The organism is Microlunatus sagamiharensis (assembly GCF_900105785.1).
Lineage (GTDB): Bacteria > Actinomycetota > Actinomycetes > Propionibacteriales > Propionibacteriaceae > Microlunatus > Microlunatus sagamiharensis.
In genome coordinates, this window is sequence record NZ_LT629799.1 from 3,650,167 (window position 1) to 3,668,592 (window position 18,426).

At 75.2% G+C, this 18,426-nt stretch carries 15 protein-coding genes; 11 read left to right on the forward strand and 4 right to left on the reverse strand.

All coding sequences use genetic code 11. The features are described from left to right. Positions 1-85 precede the first annotated feature (85 nt). Positions 86-493 carry a hypothetical protein gene (locus BLU42_RS16855; protein WP_091077026.1) on the reverse strand — a complete coding sequence of 136 codons (408 nt, stop codon included), beginning with the start codon at positions 491-493 and terminating at the stop codon, positions 86-88. A gap of 135 nt (positions 494-628) precedes the next feature. On the opposite strand from BLU42_RS16855, the gene BLU42_RS16860 reads away from it, so the two are divergent. Together BLU42_RS16860 and BLU42_RS16865 are read left to right on the forward strand one after the other, a co-directional pair. Beyond that, on the forward strand, positions 629-1,660 hold the full coding sequence (locus BLU42_RS16860; protein ID WP_091077028.1) for an LCP family protein: 1,032 nt from the start codon (positions 629-631) through the stop codon (positions 1,658-1,660). A gap of 22 nt (positions 1,661-1,682) precedes the next feature. Then, a complete protein-coding gene (locus BLU42_RS16865) occupies positions 1,683-3,020 on the forward strand; it encodes an MFS transporter (RefSeq protein WP_091077031.1) in 1,338 nt (445 codons plus the stop codon). 6 nt (positions 3,021-3,026) lie between these two features. Here BLU42_RS16865 and BLU42_RS16870 read toward each other — a convergent pair whose 3' ends face one another. Next, positions 3,027-4,559: a CCA tRNA nucleotidyltransferase gene (locus BLU42_RS16870; protein WP_091077035.1), complete on the reverse strand. Its 1,533-nt coding sequence runs from the start codon at positions 4,557-4,559 to the stop codon at positions 3,027-3,029. Positions 4,560-4,686: 127 nt separating this feature from the next. Between BLU42_RS16870 and BLU42_RS16875 the strand changes: the two genes are divergently transcribed. The 8 genes from BLU42_RS16875 (at position 4,687) to BLU42_RS16910 (ending at position 16,120) form a co-directional block, all read left to right on the forward strand. Then, a complete protein-coding gene (locus BLU42_RS16875) occupies positions 4,687-7,020 on the forward strand; it encodes a hypothetical protein (protein ID WP_157720056.1) in 2,334 nt (777 codons plus the stop codon). Continuing rightward, positions 7,020-10,844: a murein biosynthesis integral membrane protein MurJ gene (gene murJ / locus BLU42_RS21205; protein ID WP_197680490.1), complete on the forward strand. Its 3,825-nt coding sequence runs from the start codon at positions 7,020-7,022 to the stop codon at positions 10,842-10,844. The genes BLU42_RS16875 and murJ overlap by 1 nt, the downstream gene beginning before the upstream one ends. Further along, positions 10,841-11,530, forward strand: a complete 690-nt coding sequence (gene sigM, locus BLU42_RS16885; RefSeq protein ID WP_231918224.1) for an RNA polymerase sigma factor SigM — start codon at positions 10,841-10,843, stop codon at positions 11,528-11,530. Before murJ ends, sigM begins: the two co-directional genes overlap by 4 nt. 166 nt (positions 11,531-11,696) lie before the next feature. Next, positions 11,697-12,455, forward strand: a complete 759-nt coding sequence (locus BLU42_RS16890) for a zf-HC2 domain-containing protein (RefSeq protein ID WP_091077044.1) — start codon at positions 11,697-11,699, stop codon at positions 12,453-12,455. A 131-nt stretch (positions 12,456-12,586) separates the two neighbouring features. Further along, positions 12,587-13,582 (forward strand): thioredoxin-disulfide reductase, encoded by a 996-nt coding sequence (gene trxB, locus BLU42_RS16895; protein ID WP_091077047.1) that lies wholly within the window; start codon positions 12,587-12,589, stop codon positions 13,580-13,582. Positions 13,583-13,672: 90 nt separating this feature from the next. Then, the gene (trxA, locus tag BLU42_RS16900) at positions 13,673-13,996 is read left to right on the forward strand and encodes a thioredoxin (RefSeq protein WP_091077050.1); all 324 of its coding nucleotides are present in this window, start codon (positions 13,673-13,675) and stop codon (positions 13,994-13,996) included. A gap of 226 nt (positions 13,997-14,222) precedes the next feature. After that, complete coding sequence (locus tag BLU42_RS16905; RefSeq protein WP_091077053.1) at positions 14,223-14,816, forward strand: ArsR/SmtB family transcription factor; 594 nt, start codon at positions 14,223-14,225, stop codon at positions 14,814-14,816. Beyond that, positions 14,813-16,120, forward strand: a complete 1,308-nt coding sequence (locus tag BLU42_RS16910) for an MFS transporter (RefSeq protein WP_157720057.1) — start codon at positions 14,813-14,815, stop codon at positions 16,118-16,120. The genes BLU42_RS16905 and BLU42_RS16910 overlap by 4 nt, the downstream gene beginning before the upstream one ends. On the opposite strand, the gene BLU42_RS16915 is transcribed toward BLU42_RS16910, so the two are convergent. Together BLU42_RS16915 and BLU42_RS20725 are read right to left on the reverse strand one after the other, a co-directional pair. After that, positions 16,100-16,765 (reverse strand): GNAT family N-acetyltransferase, encoded by a 666-nt coding sequence (locus tag BLU42_RS16915; RefSeq protein WP_157720058.1) that lies wholly within the window; start codon positions 16,763-16,765, stop codon positions 16,100-16,102. The genes BLU42_RS16910 and BLU42_RS16915 overlap by 21 nt on opposite strands. Positions 16,766-16,807: 42 nt before the next feature. Further along, positions 16,808-16,951: a hypothetical protein gene (locus tag BLU42_RS20725; protein ID WP_157720059.1), complete on the reverse strand. Its 144-nt coding sequence runs from the start codon at positions 16,949-16,951 to the stop codon at positions 16,808-16,810. 104 nt (positions 16,952-17,055) lie between these two features. Between BLU42_RS20725 and BLU42_RS16920 the strand changes: the two genes are divergently transcribed. After that, positions 17,056-18,426, forward strand: a complete 1,371-nt coding sequence (locus BLU42_RS16920) for an aminotransferase-like domain-containing protein (protein ID WP_407940216.1) — start codon at positions 17,056-17,058, stop codon at positions 18,424-18,426.

The window sequence follows — 18,426 nt, forward strand, 5'->3', positions numbered from 1 at the left end:
CCGACGAAGAACGTGTCGACGTCGCCGTCCGGTCGTCCAGGCGGAGGCGCGCAAGGCGGCTGTGGCTCCGGAGGAGACCTGCCGGTCACGACTTCTGCGCGGCGTTGCCTCTCTCGAGGCGCCAGCGCAGGAAGTCGGCGAGGCCGCCGGTCTCGCCGTCCTTGCCGCCGCGGCCGACCTCGAGCGGCGGCGGGGTCGGGCGCAAGCGCACCCCGGTGAAGCGCTCGCGCAGGCCGCCCGGGACGGTCAGGACGTAGTACGCGCCGTCGTCGCCGACCGCGACGCTCTTGTTGAGCCGCAGGTACCAGCCGGTCTTGTCCGTCCTCACGCCGTGGCCGTCGTAGAGCGTGGCCCGCAGCGGCTCGGGGGCGATGCCCCGCTCGCGGGCCTGCACGAGGAAGTCGTCGATGAGCACCTGCGCCTCGCGCGACTCGGCCCGGTCCTTGGCCGCGGCGAGCTCGGCGCGGCGGGCGGCTTCCTCGGCGCGTGACACGCCCGCACCCTAGGCGTCCTCCGGGCGTGGAACCATCCGACCCCCCACCGGCGTTGGGCTCCTGGGCGCCGCGGAGCACGGCCGCACGCCCGTCCCCCGTAGACTCCCGTGCTCTCCCGACGCAAGGACGACGCAGTGAGCCAGACCGCCGACGGCACGACGCCGGCACCCGGAGGGCCGACCGGACCCGTGTCGCCCGCACCCCGGCGGCGGGTCCTGCGGCGCGTCGTCGTGGCGGTCGCCGCGGTGCTCGTGGTCGCCCTGGTGGGCGTGGGCGCGTACGCCTGGACGATCAACCGGCAGATCACCAGCAACATCCAGCGCGGCATCGAGCTCCCGCCGGCGACGCCGTCGGGCTCGGCGTCCAGCGCGCAGCCCCGCGAGACCGGCGAGCTCAACTACGTCCTGCTCGGCTCCGACAGCCGCGACGACGCCGACCCGGCCGACGGCCGCAGCGACTCGATCATGGTCGTGCACCTGAACAAGGCGCGCGACCAGGCGTACATCACCTCGTTCCCCCGTGACATGTACGTCGACGTCCCCGGCTACGGCAAGAACAAGATCAACGCCGCCTTCGAGCTGGGCGGGCCGACGCTGACGGTCAAGACGCTCGAGGAGCTGACCGGCGCGACGATGGACCACGTCGTGCTGGTGAACTTCGACGGCTTCATCGACCTGACGACCGACCTCGGCGGCGTCACCGTGGAGAACAAGACGGCCTTCAGCTCCCACGGCTACGACTACCCCAAGGGCAAGATCACGATCGAGGGCAAGCGCGCGCTGTGGTTCGTCCGCGAGCGCCACTCGCTCCCGGGCGGCGACCTGGACCGGGCGGCCAACCAGCGTGACGTCATCAAGGCGATCGTCGCCAAGGGCCTCAGCGCCGGCGTGGTCTCGGACCCGGTCAAGTTCAGCGCCTTCGTCGGCAACCTGTCCAAGCACCTGACCGTGGACAACAGCCTGAGCGACGCCGACATCCGCTCGACCGCGCTGTCGCTGCGGCTGAGCGCCAAGGACATCGACCTGCTCCAGGCCCCGATCTCGGGCTTCCAGATGATCGGCGGGCAGGACGTCGACGTGGTCGACCAGGTCAAGATGGCCCAGCTGGGCAAGGCCTTGCGCAACGACACGATGGCGGCCTACCTCGCCAAGAACCCGCAGACGTGAGCCGCCGTCCGGTCGTGCGCCGGTGAGCTTCGTCGCCGGCCTGCGCCGCCTGGGGCGCCACCGGCTGTTCCGTCAGCTGCTCGTCGTCCGCGTCGCGATCCAGGGCGCCGACGGCCTCCTGCAGGTCGCGCTCGCCTCGTTCGTCCTGTTCTCCCCCGAGCGCCAGCCCGACGCGGCGTCGATCGCGGCCGTCCTCGCGGTCACCCTGCTGCCCTTCTCCGTGCTCGGGCCCTTCGTCAGCGTGACGATCGACCGCTTCTCGCGGCGCCAGATCCTGCTGGTCGGCGCCGTCGGCGAGGCCGTCCTCGCGCTCGCGCTGGCGGGCGTCGTCGGCAGCGGCTCCCGCTCGGGCGCCTCCGAGGTCGCGGTCTACGGCATCGTCCTGCTCAGCATCAGCCTCACCCGCTACCTGCTCGCCGCGCTCTCGGCGTCGCTGCCGCACACCATCGACCCGGACGAGTACCTCGTCGCCAACGCCGTCGTGCCCACGGTGGGGCCGGCGGGGGTCCTGGTCGGCGCCGGCGTCGGCACCGCCCTGCGCCTCGTGCTCGGTCGGCTGGTGCCGGACTACCTGGCCAACGCGGTGCTGTTCGTCGTCGTCGCCGTGGCCTTCGTCGTCGCCGGCCTGCTCGCGCTGCGGATCCCACGCCGGGCGCTGGGCCCGGACCAGACGACCACCGCGGCGCGTGCGGGCGACGTCCTGCACGGGCTGGTCGAGGCGGTGCGGCACCTGCGGGCCCGCCCCGAGGCCGGCCTGGGCCTGCTGACGATCGGTGCGCACCGCATCGTCTACGGCGTCGTCACCGTCGCCACGATCCTCGTGTACCGCAACTACTTCCACGCCGTCACCGACGTCGAGCCGGCCATCGCCGACCTCGGCGTCCTCGTGGTGGCCACGGCCGTCGGGTTCGTCGCCGCCGCCGCCCTGGCCCCGCCGCTGTCCGCGCGCTTCGGCATCCGCGCCGTCGTCGTCGGCTGCCTGCTCGGCTCGGCCGTCGTCCAGCTGCTGCCGGGCGCGATCTACAGCCGGGTGCCGCTGCTGGTCGCCGCCTTCCTGCTCGGCCTCGGCGCGCAGGTCATCAAGATCTGCGTCGACACCCTCGTCCAGGCCCACGTCGACGACGACGTCAAGGGCCGCACGTTCGTCCTCTACGACATGGTCTTCAACGTCGCGCTGGTGCTCGCCGCGGCGGTCGGCGCGCTGGTCCTGCCCACCGACGGGCGCTCGATCCCGGTCCTCGCGGTGCTCGCGGCCTGCTACCTGGCGACCGGCGTCGCCTTCGCGGTCGTCAGCCGCCGGCTGCACCTCGACCGGGGCACCGAGTCCCTGCGGACCGGCACCCGGGCAGCCGAGGCCTGAGCCCGGTCAGCGGGGCTGCCGCTCCCACCAGGCGAGCAGCTCCTCGCGGGCCCGCTCCGGCCCGAGCGGACCGTCGTCGATGCGGCGCTCGAGCAGGTGGGCGTACGCCTGGCCGACGACCCGGCCCGGGCCGACGCCGAGGATCTCCATGATTGCGTTGCCGTCGAGGTCGGGGCGGAGCGCGCCGAGCTCCTCCTCCTCGGCGAGCACGGCGATGCGCTCCTCGAGGTCGTCGTACGCCGCCGACAGCCGCGCCGCCCGCGCCCGGTTGCGGGTGGTGCAGTCGGCCCGCGTGAGGATGTGCAGCCGCTCGAGCTCGTCCCCGGCGTCGCGGACGTAGCGGCGCACGGCCGAGTCGGTCCAGCCGCCGCCCTCGGCGACCCCGGCGCCGTAGCCGTGGAAGCGCAGGTGCAGGGCGATGAGCTCCGAGACCGCCTTGACCACGTCGCCGGGGTAGCGCAGCGCGGTCAGCCGCTTGCGGGCCATCTTGGCGCCGACCACGTCGTGGTGGTGGAAGGAGACCTTGCCGCCCGCCTCGAACTGCCGGGTGCGCGGCTTGCCGATGTCGTGCAGCAGCGCGGCGAGGCGGTTGACCAGGTCCGGGCGGGCGGGCAGGCGCGGCTCGAGCTCGATGGCCTGGTCGAGCACGGTGAGGCTGTGCTCGTAGACGTCCTTGTGCCGGTGGTGCTCGTCGACCTCGAGCTGCAGGGCCGGCAGCTCCGGCAGCACGTGGGCGGCCAGCCCGGTGCCGACGAGCAGGTCGAGCCCGGGACGCGGGTGGTCGGCCAGCAGCAGCTTGCTCAGCTCGTCGCGCACCCGCTCGGCCGAGACGATGGCGATCCGGTCCGACATCGCCTCCATGGCCATCACGACGTCGGGCGCGGGGACCATCCCCAGCTGGGCGGCGAACCGCGCGGCACGCATCATCCGCAGCGGGTCGTCGCTGAAGGACTCCTCCGGCTCGGCCGGGGTCATGAGGATCTTGCGGGCCAGGTGGCGCAGGCCGCCGTACGGGTCGACGAAGCGTCGCGAGGGCAGCTCGAGGGCCATCGCGTTGACCGTGAAGTCGCGGCGCAGCAGGTCGCCCTCGACCGTGTCGCCGAAGGCGACGGCGGGCTTGCGGCTGTCGGCGTCGTACGCGTCGGAGCGGAAGGTCGTGACCTCCACCACCCACGTCGTGCCGGTGGCCTCGTCGAGCACCTGGCAGCCGACGGTGCCGAACTCCTTGCCGATCGTCCACACCGCGGGGGAGAAGCGGCGCAGCAGCGCCTCGATGTCGTCTGGGCGGGCCGAGGTCGTGAAGTCGAGGTCGGTGACGCCGCCGGCACCGAGCCGGCCGAGCAGGGCGTCGCGCACGCTGCCGCCGACCAGGAAGAGCGTGTGGCCCGCGTCGACGAAGAGCCCGGCGAGGCGGTCGGCGACCGGCGTCAGCCGCAGCAGCGCGGCCAGCGACTCCTGCTGGACCTCGTCGAGGCCGCCCGGGGGGACCGTCGCGTCGCCGGAGGAGGGCTGGGCGGACGCCGGGAGGGGACTGGGCACGGCGTTCCACTCTACCGGCGGCGACCGGTGGGGACCGGCCGTCGTCGGGGGCCGGTGGACACCGACGGCCCGCCGGACGCCCCGCCGGAGACGGGGGACCCCTGCCCGCCGCCCGTAGGATGAGGCGATGAGCAGGCGGGGCACGCGGGTCCGCGTGCACCCCGCGGGTGCACGCCCCGGCGACGACCCCGCAGCCGTTCCTCCCGCCGTCCGCCCTCGGCCCGGCCGACCCGCCGCTGCCCCGCTCCGCGTCGGCGTGTGCGCCCTCGCCCTCGGCCTCGCCGCGGGGGTCGCCGGGGTGCTCGGCCTGGCCGGGCCGACCACGTCGGCCGCGGCCGCCGAGCCCGAGGCGCTGGCCTCGATCACCCTCACCTCGATCTCGCCGTCGCTGCCCGAGCGTGACGGGACGATCACCCTCAAGGGCCGCGTCACCAACACGAGCAAGGACCCGATCGTCCGCCCGCAGGCGTGCTTCTGGCGCGACCAGTCCCCGATCACGGCGGCCGACGGGCTCGAGTCCGCGCTCGACTCGGACTCCAACCAGCCCCTCGGCAGCCGGCTCTGCACCGCGCTCGGCACGTACGACGACCTCTACGAGCCCGACCGGCCCGACCTCGCCCCCGGGGCGTCCGCGGCCTTCACCGTGAGCGCCAGCGTCGCCGACCTCGCGCTGGCGCCGACCGACGGCGTCTACCTCGTGGGCGTGCACGTCCTGCAGAACGGCGTGCCGATCGCCGTCGGGCGCACCCGCGTCTTCGTCCCCGTGCTGTCCGCGGAGCCGGCGCGCACCACGCGCACGGCCACGCTGGTCGTCCTGGACTCCCGGCCCTCCTGGCTCGGCCCCGGGCTGCTCTCCGACGACCACCTCGCCCGGGAGGTCGCCCCGGGCGGGCGGCTCCGGGCGCTGCTCGACGCGGCCGGGCGCGAGGACGCGAGCTACGCCGTCGACCCGGCGCTGGTCGACGAGCTGGAGACGGTGCGGGACGGCTACCAGGTGCGGACCGCCGACGGCGGCACGGCGCCGGGACCGGGCCAGGCCGACGCCGCGCGCTGGCTGTCCGAGCTCTCCGACCTGCGGGCCGAGCACGACGGCTACCGGCTGCTGTTCGGCTCCCCCGACGTCGCCGCGCTCGCCCACAACCGCCAGACGAGCGTCCTCGACGCCGCCGCAGCGGCGGGCCGGCGGGTGGCGGCCACGGCCGACCTGCCGCTGCTCGTGCTGCCGCCCGGCGGCGCCGCCGACACCACGACCCTCCGGGCGGCGGCCGCCCTGTCGCCCCGGGCCGTGCTCATCTCCGACTTCGCGACCCGTGGCGCCGGCCCGCTGCTGGAGACGAGCAGCGGCACCCGGGTGCTGGCCTACACCGCCGGCTCGCTCGGCGGCGGGCCGGGTCCCGACCCCCGCGACGACGCCGTGCACATCCAGCAGCGCTCCCTGGCGGCCTCCTGGGTCGAGACGCAGACCGCGCCGGACGGTTCCGGGACCGCCGGGGCGAGCTCCGGGGACGGCTCCGGGGGGTCCGGTGCAGAGGACGGCGTCGCCCACCTGCGCCTCGTCCGGACCAAGGCCCAGGCGACCTCCACCGGCCGCAGCGACCCGCCCTGGACCGAGGCGACCCCGCTGAGCGACCTGCTCGAGCGGACCCCGCAGCCCTGGGGCGGCACGCTGCGCTACGCCTCGTCCTCCTCCGACGACGAGCTCGGCGCCGGACAGCTCGCGGCCGTGGACCGGCTGGAGCAGGCCGAGCGGACCTGGACCGACCTGCTCGTCCACCCCGACGAGGCCGCCGAGGCCGCCGACGCCGCCGTGGCGCGGGCCGCGAGCGGCAGCTGGCGCGGCGAGCAGAGCGCGAGCAGCGCGTACGTGGCGCCCCAGCTGGCCAGCCTCGACACCCGGCTGACCGAGCAGGTGCGCATCAGCAGCAGCCGCAAGGTCTCGACCGTCGCCCAGCAGGGCGTCGAGTTCCCGATCACCATCCGCAACGACCTCGCGCCCGAGGCCGGCGGCGGCACCGACGACCCCGCCGCGATCCGGGTGCGGCTCGACTTCGTCTCCGACAACGCCCAGCGCCTCACCATCAAGCCGCTGACCTCGCAGACCGTCGGGGTCCTCGCGCCCGACTCCGGTTTCACGGGGAACGCCGAGGTCACCGCCCGGGCCAACGGCACCGTCCCGGTCCTGGCCCAGCTCTACACCGAGTCGGGGCGCAAGGTCGGGCGTCCGGTGCCGATCGAGGTGCGCGTGACGCAGAACGGCACGACCGGCTGGGCGATCGCGGTCGTCGCCGGCATCGTGCTCATCGGCTCGACCACCTGGCGCATCCGCCAGGTCGGGCGCGAGCGCGCCCGCCAGGCCGAGGCCGCCGCCACGCCGGCGGACGGCCCCGGCGCGGGTGCGCTGGGCTCGGTCCCCTCCACCGAGCTGGGCGCCGAGCACGACGACGCCGCGGTGGGCAGCTGATGAGCCAGGGCACCGTCCGCCCCACGACGGACGCCGCCGTCGACGAGGGCGGGTCGGGCGACGAGGGTCGGGCGACCCGGCGGCTCGTGTCCTCGGGCGCGGTGATGGCCGCGGGCACCGCGCTGTCGCGGGTGCTCGGCTTCGTCCGCCTGATCGTGCTGGTCGCCCTCTTCGGCAACGCCACGCGCCAGAGCGACATGTTCAACCTGGCCAACACCGTGCCCAACAGCATGTACATCCTGCTGGCCGGCGGCGTGCTCAACACGGTGCTCGTGCCCCAGCTGGTCCGGGCCGTCAAGCGCGACAGCGACGGCGGCGAGGCCTACACCAACCGGGTCATGACCGTCGGGCTGCTCGGCCTGGGGCTGGTCACGGTGCTGCTCACGCTCGCGGTGCCGGCGGTCATCGCCCTCTACTCCGGACCCGGCTGGAAGGACCCCGACCTCGCCGCTCAGTACGCGTCGATGAAGGCCCTCGCCTACTGGTGCATGCCGCAGGTCTTCTTCTACGGCGTGCACGTGCTCGCCGGCCAGGTGCTCAACGCCCGCGACCGCTTCGGGCCGATGATGTGGGCCCCGATCGCCAACAACGTCGTGTCGCTCGCCGTGCTCGGGCTCTTCGCCCTCGTCTTCGGGAGGACGAGCACCGGGCAGGCCTTCACCACCGCCCAGGAGGTCGTGCTCGGGCTCGGGGCGACCGTCGGCATCGCCGTGCAGGCGGCTGTGCTCGTGCCGTTCCTGCGCTCGGCGGGCTACCGCTTCCGCCCGCGGCTCGACCTGCGGGGCTCCGGGCTGGGGCACACCTTCCGCCTCGCCCGCTGGACCCTGGGCTTCGTCGCCGTCACCCAGCTGGCCCTCGTCGTGGTCAACCGCCTGGCCAGCGAGGCCACCGTGGACGGCCGCGGCGCGGGCCTCACCGCGTACGCCAACGCGTACGCCGTCTGGATCCTGCCGCACTCGCTGATCACCGTCTCGCTGGCCACCGCGATGCTGCCCTCGGCCTCGCGCCTCGGTGCCGCCGGCGACCTCCGCGGCGTCGCCGCGGAGACGACCCGCACGGTGCGGCTCGCCCTGACCGTGCTGCTGCCCGCCGCGGTGGGCATGGTCGCGCTCGGGCTGCCCGCCGCGCAGCTGGCCTTCGGCTTCGGCCGCGGCGCCCGTGACGCCTCCTTCGTGGGGTGGACGCTGATGGCGCTGGCCCTCGGGCTCGTCCCGTTCACCGTCCAGTACGTCCTGCTGCGCGCCTTCTACGCGCTCGAGGACACCCGCACCACGTTCTTCCTCCAGTTCGTCATCGCCGCGGTGAACGTCGCCGCCGCGCTCGCGCTCACCACCCTGCTGCCCGGCGAGCTGTGGGTCGCGCCCGCCCTGGGCCTGGCGTACTCGCTGGCGTACGTGGTCGGCGCCCTGGTGTCCTTCCGGCGGCTGCGGCGCAGCCTGCCCGACCTCGACGGCCACCCGCTCGTCGCGCACTGCGTCCGGCTGCTGGCCGCGGCGCTCCCCGCCGCGGCCCTGGGCTGGCTCGTCTGCTGGGCCGTGACGAGCCGTCTCGGCTCGCGTCCCGCGCTGCTGCTGGCGCTGGTGCTGGCCGGCGTCGTCGCCGTCGGGGTGTTCGTGGTCCTCGCCCGGCTGCTGCGCGTCGGCGAGGTCGCCCAGCTCACGGGCCTGCTGCGCCGACGCCGGCCGGCGGCGCCCGCGGGGCCGGCCGACGCCGTCACCTCCGGAGAGGCGCCCGCGGAGGACGAGCTCGACACCGAGGTGCGCAGCGCGCGGTCCGCGGAGGTCGTGGGCGCGGTGGAGAGTTCCGTGGTCTCCGGCGGTTCGGAGCCCCCGGGCGGGCCCGGGGCTCCTAGCATCGGAGCAGCATCCACCACACCCGTCGCGGGTCTCGATCGGGGCGACGTGCCCGCGGCGCCAGGCAGCACCGAGGACGACCTGATGACCCAGACGGCGATCGCCCCCGGCCGCCCCCACCCGCTGGACGCCACCGACGAGGACGGCGACGCCGACGCCGTCCGGGAACCGTCCGCGGAGTTCCTCCACGTGCCCACCGCGGCCGCGCTCCCGACGGGGACGGTCCTCGCCTCGCGCTACCGCCTCGAGGAGCTGATCGCGGCCTCGCGGCCCTCGGTGACCTGGCGGGCCTTCGACGAGGTGCTCTCGCGCTCGGTCCTCGTGCACGTGCTGGCGCCGGGCGACCCGGACGAGCCCGAGCTGATGGCCGCGGCCCGGCGGGCCTCCGTCGCCACCGACTCCCGCTTCCTGCGCGTGCTCGACGCGGTCGGCGGCGAGGAGTCGAGCGTCGGGTCCTACATCGTCTGCGAGTACGCGACCGGCCAGTCGCTCGAGGTCCTGCTCAGCCAGGCGCCGCTGTCCGGGCTCGAGGCCGCGTGGGTCGTCCGCGAGGTCGCCGACGCGCTGTCCGGCGTGCACGGCCTCGGGCTGCACCACCGCCGCATCAACCCCGAGAACGTCATCGTCACCCCCTCGGGCAACATCAAGATCGTCGGCCTGCTCATCGACGCCGTCCTGCGACCGAACCGCAGCACCAGCGTCCCCGGGGCCGACACCGGCGAGCTGGTCGACGTCGCCGACCTCGGGCGCCTCCTGTACGCGGCCCTCGTCTCGCGCTGGCCGGGCGGGCCCGCGTACAGCCTCCCCGCCGCCCCGCGCCTCGGCCGGCGCTGGATGACGCCGCGCCAGGTCCGCGCCGGCGTCTCCCCCGCCCTCGACAACGTCTGCGACCAGGTCCTCGGCGACCCGCCGCGCCACCAAGCGCCCTCGATCACGACCGCCCACCAGCTCGTGCAGGCGCTGAGCAAGGTGCTCGGCTCCGCCGACGCCACCGGCGACCTCGAGCGCCGGCTCCACCAGCCCATCCCCGTCGTCCAGCACGGCTCCGGCCGGGCGCCCGCCTCCGACCCCGACACCGGCGCTCCCCCGGTCAGCGCGCTGCTCGACCAGCCCACCGAGGAGATGACCGCCATCCGCCCGGCCGTCCCCGGTGCGGCCGCACCCCGGACGGCGGGCCGCCGACCGGCCGCCGACGCCCCCGTGAGCCGCCCGCGGGCCACGCCCCTGGCCGTAGCGGGACCGGCCGGCGTGACCCAGCAGGTCGCCGGGGCGGGCGGAGCGGGCGGAGCAGGTTCCCGCCCGGCCACCGCGACGCGGACGACGCCGCCGCAGCAGCACCCACGTCGCTGGATCGCCGTGCTGCTGGCCCTCTGCCTGGTGCTGGTCGTGGCCGGGACGGTCTCCGCCCAGGTCCTGAGCCGCCGGCTCGGCTCCTCGCCCGCCCCGAGCACCTCGGCCGCGGCGCCCACGACCTCGGACGCCCCGACCACGCTCCCGGCCGACCAGCCCGTCCGCGTCGTCTCGGCCCGTGACTTCGACCCGCAGGGCGACACCCGCGAGGAGAACCGCGAACAGGTCCCGCTCGCGATCGACGGCAAGGACGACACGCGCTGGACGACGGTCACCTACAAGGGCAACCCGAAGCTGGGCGGGATCAAGCGCGGCGTCGGGCTCGTCCTCGACCTGGGCGAGGCCCAGCAGGTGGGCTCGGTGCGGCTGCTGCTGAGCGGCGACGGCACGGACGTCGACCTCCGCGTGCCGGCCACGGACCCCGCGGGGACGACCACGCCGCCCATGACCTCCGACCGGTCCTGGAGCAGCGTGGCGACGCGCTCGGACGTCGGCTCCTCCGCCACCCTCACGCTCGACCAGCCCGTCACGACGCGCTACGTGCTCGTCTACCTGACCTCGCTGCCCCGCGAGGGCAGCGGCTACAAGGGCGGCATCTACGAGGCCGAGGTGCGTTCTTGAGCGGTGGGGTGACGCAGGGGGCCACCCCGCACCCACCGTCCGACGCGGCCGCGGGCGACGTCGGTCCGGAGCCCGCAGGCGGGTCCCTCGCGACCGTCGCACCGGGCGCCCCCGAGCCGGAGGGCGACCCCGGCCCGACCGACGCCGAGCTGCTGCACGCCCACGTCGAGGGCGACCACTCGGCGTTCAGCACGCTGGTCGCCCGGCACCAGGACCGCCTCTGGGCGGTCGCCCTGCGGGTGATGGGGACGCCGGACGACGCCGCGGACGCGCTGCAGGACGCGTACGTCGCGGCCTTCCGGCGCGCGGGGACGTTCCGGGGCGAGGCGCAGGTGACCACGTGGCTGCACCGCGTGGTCGTGAACGCCTGCCTGGACCGGCTCCGTCGCGCCAAGGTCCGCGCCGTCGACCCGCTGCCCGAGGACCTGGACCGCGTCGAGGTGCTGGGCCGCGAGCCCGAGCGCGACCCCGTCGAGGAGCGGGAGCGCCACGACGCCGTGGCAGAGGCGCTGGCCACCCTCAACCCGGACCAGCGGGCGGCCCTCGTGCTCGTCGACGTGCAGGGCTTCTCGGTCGAGGAGGCCGCGGCCGTGCTCGGCTGCGCCCCGGGGACGGTCAAGAGCCGCTGCGCCCGGGGGCGGGCCCGTTTGGTCCCCCTGCTCGACCACCTGCGCGCACCCCCGTGACCGACCTCGACGCCGCCACCCGGCGTTCGCACCGGCGCTCCGCGACCCCGGCGCTGGCCATACTGGCCGGACAGCGGCACCTCCCCCACCGCGCGCCGGCTGCCGCACACTCCCGCCCGGCACCCCGCACACCCCCCGACCCGACCTCGTCGACAAGGACCCTCCCGTGACCGACCACCCGACCCGCGACACGCTCGCGGACGCCGCGGAGGGGCTCCTCGAGCCCGCCGAGGCGACGGTGGTCGACGCCCACGTGGCGGGCTGCGCCGACTGCCGGGCGGAGCTCGCGGCGTTCTCCGAGGTCGGCACCGTCCTGGCCTCGGCGCCGGTCCCGGTGATGCCGGCCGAGGTCGCCGCACGCCTCGCCGGCGTCGTCGCGCGGGAGCAGGCCGCCCGTGAGGTCTCGCCGGTGCTGCACGCGGTGCCGGGCTCGGGCCCGGACGCCCCTCCCGTGCCGCGCCACCCGTACGGGACGCGCCGCCGGCTGCACCCGAGCCTGCACCACTCCTTCGGCGAGGGCCTGCGCACGGTCTCGCCGGGTCGCCGCTGGGGGCTGCCGGTGCTCGCCGCCGCGGCCGCCGCGCTCGTGCTCGGCTTCGTCGCGTACGTGGCCAGCGCGACGCTCGGGCTCAACGAACCGCCCGCCGTCTCGATCTCCACCGCCCCCGGAGAGCTCGCGGGCCAGGCCGAGCAGCTGCGCGCCCGCACCGACATCGACCCGCACCGCTTCTCCCAGGCGTGGTGGTGCGCCCGGCGCGCCACCGACGGCGCCGGCCACATCGTCGGCCTCGCCACCACCAGCTCCGGCGACCGGCCCGCGGTGCTGGTCTACGTGCGCACCTCCGACGGGCTGGGCGTCCGCGTGGTGACGGGCTGCGACGCGGGCGACCCCGTCGCCACCCCCTGGGTCCGCATCGGCTCCTGACCCGTCCGGGTGCGAGCACCCGGGGAATAGCGGGCCCGCCCGGGGGCGTTCCGGTGGTCCACGGGGAACGACCCGGCCTAGGGTGGGCCCGGTCCGTGACCCACAGGGCAGACAGCGAGGGACAGGCAGGGATGAGCGAGCAGATCCGAGACGTCATCATCGTCGGGAGCGGCCCGTCGGGCTACACCGCCGCGATCTACGCCGCCCGCGCCGACCTGCACCCGCTGGTCTTCGAGGGCTCCATCACGGCCGGCGGCGCGCTGATGAACACCACCGAGGTCGAGAACTACCCCGGCTTCCCCGAGGGCATCCAGGGCCCGGACCTCATGGACGGGCTGCGCAACCAGGCCGAGCGCTTCGGCGCCGAGCTGGTCAGCGAGGACATCGTCTCGATGGACCTGACCGGCGCGGTCAAGACCGTCACCGACGGCTACGGCAACACCTTCTCCGCCCGCGCGGTGATCCTGGCCACCGGCTCCGGCTACCGCAAGCTCGGCCTGCCCGACGAGGACCGGCTGTCCGGCCACGGCGTCTCGTGGTGCGCGACCTGCGACGGCTTCTTCTTCCGCGACAAGGACATCGCCGTGGTGGGCGGTGGCGACTCCGCGATCGAGGAGGCGACCTTCCTCACCCGCTTCGCCCGCTCGGTCACGCTCGTGCACCGTCGCGGCGAGCTGCGCGCCAGCAAGATCATGGCCCGCCGCGCCGAGAAGGACCCGAAGATCCGCTTCGCGTGGAACTCCGCCGTCACCGACATCAAGGGCACCGACCACGTCGAGGGCGTCACGCTGACCGACACGCTCAGCGGGGACAGCCGGGAGCTGGCGATCAGCGGCCTGTTCATCGCGATCGGCCACGACCCGCGCTCGGAGCTCCTGCACGGCCAGGTGCGCCTGGACGAGGAGGGCTACGTGCTCACCGAGTCCGGCTCGACCCGGACCAACCTGCCGGGCGTCTTCGCCGCGGGCGACCTGGTCGACCACACCTACCGCCAGGCGATCACCGCAGCAGGCAGCGGGTGCGCCGCCGCCCTCGACGCCGAGCGCTACCTCGCCGACCTCGACGACGTCGGTGACCCGGTGATCGCGCAGGCCGAGGCCGCCCTCATGGCCGGCGCCGGCAGCTAGTCCGTCGTGCGGGGGCCGGCGTCCCCGCGCTGTCAGACCCGGCCGTCAGACTGACGGCCGGTGCAGGACCTCAGAAGTAGGAGCAGCAACATGGCAAACGTCGCCGACGTCACCGACGAGACCTTCGACTCGGTCGTCCTCAAGTCCGACAAGCCCGTCGTCGTCGACTACTGGGCCGACTGGTGCGGCCCGTGCAAGCAGGTGGCCCCGATCATCGAGGAGCTCGCCGCGCAGCACGGCGACAAGGTGACCTTCGTCAAGATGGACACCAACACCAACCCGGTGACCCCGGCCAACAACCACGTCCTGGGCCTGCCGACGATCCAGGTCTACGTGGGCGGCGAGGTCGTCAAGGCCTTCAAGGGCGCCAAGTCCAAGTCCACGCTGCTGAACGCGCTGGAGGAGTACCTCTGACGCACCGCGGTCGCGGCGTCGCCGCGACCGCGTAGAGCACCCTGCGCCCGCAGACGGTGGACACCTCCACCGCCTGCGGGCGCTCGTGCGCCCGGGGACGTCCGTGATCGCCGCTCGTCCCGGGGCGGGTTCGGTGGGCGACCCGCGCCGACGTCCCGCACGCCTCCTTCGACAATTGCACAACAGTTCTTGTGCAAGAGATGTTGCGGGTTCTAGGGTAGGCACCATGACCCCCCGCGACGTGCAGACGCTGACCGAGGCCAAGGCGCTGAGCGCGGTGGCCCACCCGCTCCGCTCCCGGCTGCTCGACGCGCTGGCGGTGCACGGCCCGTCGACCGCCTCGGCCCTGGCCGCACGGCTGGACGAGGCGGTCGGCAACGTCAGCCACCACCTGAAGGTGCTGGCGCAGGCCCACCTGATCGACGAGGCCCCGGAGCTCGCGCGCGACCGCCGCGAGCGCTGGTGGCGGCTCAGCTCCCCGTCCACCCGGTGGTCGACGGCGGAGATGACGGACCCGGCGGCCGTGGACGCGGCCATCGCGGCCGAACGGCTCCAGCTCACCCGGCAGCTCGAGCGCACCCGGGCCTGGCTCGACGCGCGGGAGCCCGGCGGCGCGTGGGACGAGACCGCCTTCGCGATGCAGCGCTGGCTCCGGCTCTCCCCCGACGAGCTGCGCGAGCTCGGCGACGAGCTCCTCGCCCTGCTCGACCGCTGGGCGGCGCGGTCGGCCGAGCCGGTCGCAGCCCAGGACGGCGACGACCCGGGTGGGGACCGCGAGCCGGTCCTGGTGTTCGCCCGGGGCTTCCCGAGCCGTCCGTGAGCACGGTTCCGGGCGTCACCGCCGCGCAGCCCGAAGGGCGGGGCTTCGGTCTGCTCTGGCTCGGCGAGGGGGTCAGCGTGCTCGGCAGCGCGACCGCCGGCGTCCTGCTCCCCCTGGTGGCCGTCGTCTCCTTCGGCGCGGGGCCCGTCTGGATGGGGCTGCTGTCGGCCGCGGCCTGGATCCCGTGGCTCGCCGTCGGGCTGCCGGCCGGGGCGTGGGTCGACCGGCTGCCGGCCCGGTCCGTCATGATCGCGGCCGACCTCGCGGCTGCGCTGCTCGTCGTGAGCGTCCCGCTGGCCTGGTGGGCGGGCGTCCTGACGCTCCCCCACCTCCTGGCCGTCGCGCTGCTCAGCGGGACGTGCGCGGTGTTCTTCCGCACCGCGTACATGGCGATCCTCCCGCAGGTGGTGCCGGGCGCCGCGCTCGAGACCGCCAACGCCCGGCTCTTCGGCACCGAGTCGGCCGCCCAGGTGGCCGGGCCCGGGCTGGCCGGTCTGCTCGCGCGGGTGGTCGCCCCAGCGGCCGGGCTCCTCGTCGACGCCGTCAGCTACCTGGTGTCCGCCGTCTGCCTGTGGCGGGTACGACCGCGCCCCCGGCCTGCGCTGCCGCCGGCGGAACCGCTCCGCACCCAGATCGGCGTGGGGCTCCGCCTCGTGCTGCGCGACCCGTACCTGCGCTGGCTGAGCGGGCTCGGCGGGGTGTCGAACCTCGGCCTCACCGGCTACCAGGCGCTGCTGGTGCTGTACCTGGTGCGGGACCTGCGCGTGCCGCCGCCGCAGGTCGGCCTGCTCCTCGCGCTCGGGGCCGCCGGCGGCGTCCTCGGCGCGGTGCTGGGGGCCCCGGCCTCGCGCCGCTGGGGGTCGGGGCGCGCCTCCACCGGGTTCATGGTGCTCAGCGGGCCGCCGGCCCTGCTCCTCCCGCTGGCCGCGCCCGGGGCGGGCACCGCCCTCGTCGTCGCCGGGCTCTTCCTCGTCGGGACGGGTGTGGTCGCCGGCAACGTCGTCCGCGCCGCCTGGCGCCAGCGCTACGTGCCGCCCGCCGTGATGGGCCGGGTCCTCGTCACGATGGCGGTCGTCAACTACGGGACGATGCCGCTCGGGGCGCTGCTCGCCGGGGGCCTGGCCGCCGTGGCCGGCACCCGCACCACGGTGGCGGTCATGGCCTCCGTCCACCTGCTCGCGACGCTCGGCGTCCTGGTCAGCCCGCTGGGACGCTCGCGCGCGCTGCCCGACCCGGTCGTCGAGCCAGGGCCGCAGCCGGAGCCCTCGGGGAGCATCGCCGGCTCAGCCCGCCGTGGAGTCTGACGGAGCCGGGATCGCCTCCCGACGCGCGTACGCCGCGGGCTGCGGGGCACCGACCGGGCCCACCAGGCCGGCCAGCCGGCTCCACGCGGCGCCGAGACCGGGCCAGCGCTGGGTCGTCTGGAGGTCCATCCGCAGGCGCGGGGTGACCGGGTGGTCGCGGACGACCTCGAAGCCCACGCGCTCCAGCCAGCCGACCGGCATCATGCAGGACGGCCCCTCGCGGCGGGTGCCGACGGCCTCCAGCGCACGCAGGTCGCGCCGCGCGACCAGCCCCGCCGCCGTCGTCACGAGCTGGCGGCCGAGACCCTTGCCGCGCCAGGCGTCGACGACCTGCGCCGACAGCAGCACGGCGACGTCGGGTGCCACCGGCGCGGTGGCCAGCGTGGGCAGCCGCTGCACCAGCCGGGCCGGTGCCATCGTCAGGAACCCGACGACCTCGTCGTCATGGACCGCCAGCACCCCGCAGTGGCCCCAGTGGTCGGTCACCTGCTGCGCCCACTCCGCCTTGCGCGCCGCGCCGTCGCGGTGCTCGGCGGGGGCGGCCAGGTCGGTGAGGCCGCTCTCCCAGAAGGCGCAGCCGCCGCACGGCTCGGGCAGCAGGTCCAGGTCGGCGGCCGTCATCGGTCGCAGTCGTCGGTTCGCCACGGCGTGCTCCTCACCCTGCGTACGTGCCCGCTGCCGGCCCGCTCAGCCGTTCGCGGCGGGGTCCGGCCAGGACCGCGGCCGGGCCAGGCCGACCAGGAAGCCCAGGGCCAGACCGCCGGCCACACCGGCCAGCAGGCAGGCCGCCCACCGCAGCGCCGGGGACCCCGAACGCTCGCTGGACGCCACGCCCTCATCGTAGCCAGCACCGCGATCGCGGCACCCCGGCGCCGGGGCTTCTCAGCGCCTCGACGCGACGTGCGGGCGGTGGGAGCGATGAGGCACCCTTGGGGGTGGAGAGCACGTCGGAGCGGGAGGCGGCGCCCGGCACGTCGCAGCCGTCGACGCCGGCGGTCCTGCGACGCCAGGACACCCGGCTGGACAGCTACGTCGACCGGTACGCCGCACGGACGCACGGGATGACCGCCTCCGCCATCCGCGCCCTCTTCGCCGTCGCCAACCGCCCGGAGGTCGTCTCGCTCGCCGGCGGCATGCCGAACATCGCCGACCTGCCCCTCGACGTCGTCGGCTCCAGCCTGCAGCAGCTCGTGCTCGGGCGCGGCCTGCAGGCGATGCAGTACGGCTCCGGGCAGGGCGAGCCGGAGATCCGCGAGGCGATCTGCGAGGTGATGCGGCTCGAGGGCATCTCCGCGCACCCCGACGACGTGACCGTCACCGTCGGCTCCCAGCAGGCGCTCGACCTGGTCAGCCGCATCTTCTGCGACCCGGGTGACGTGGTGCTGTGCGAGGCGCCGAGCTACGTGGGGGCGCTGGGCGTCTTCCGCAGCTACCAGTGCGAGGTCGCCCACGTCGCCATGGACTCCGAGGGGCTCGTGCCCGAGGCGCTGCGCGAGGCCGTCCTCGCGCTGCGGGCCGCCGGCCGCAAGGTCAAGTTCGTCTACACGATCCCGAGCTTCCACAACCCGGCCGGCGTCACCCAGTCCCTCGAGCGGCGCGAGGCCATCCTCGCCGTGGCCGAGGAGACCGACCTGCTGGTCATCGAGGACAACCCGTACGGGCTGCTGGGCTTCGACGCCGAGCCGATCCCCGCGATCCGTTCCCTCAGCGACGACCGCGTCGTCTACCTCGGCACCTTCTCCAAGACCTTCGCCCCGGGGTTCCGGATCGGCTGGGTGCTCGCCCCGCACGCCGTGCGCGAGAAGCTCGTGCTGGCGCAGGAGTCGGCGACGCTCTGCCCGCCCACCTTCAGCCAGTTCGCCATCACGGCCTACCTGGCGCAGCACGACTGGCAGGGCCAGATCAAGGTGTTCGCGGAGATGTACCGCGAGCGCCGCGACGCGATGCTGACCGGGCTCAGGAACGACATGCCCGAGGGCGTCACCTGGACCGTGCCCGCCGGCGGGTTCTACGTCTGGCTCACCCTCCCACCGGGCCTGGACTCCCAGGCCATGCTCCCCCGCGCCGTCACCGCGCGCGTCGCGTACGTCCCGGGCACCGCCTTCTACGCCGACGGGTTCGGCAGTCGCCACCTGCGGCTGTCCTACTGCTTCCCCACGCCGGCCCGCATCCTCGAGGGCACCCGGCGCCTCGGCGACGTGCTGGCCCACGAGACCGAGCTCATGTCCACCTTCGGGACGGCGGTCGCCGGTGCGCGGCCCGGCGAGCTGTCGACGGGGCTCGCCCCCGGCACCAACCAGGCGTGA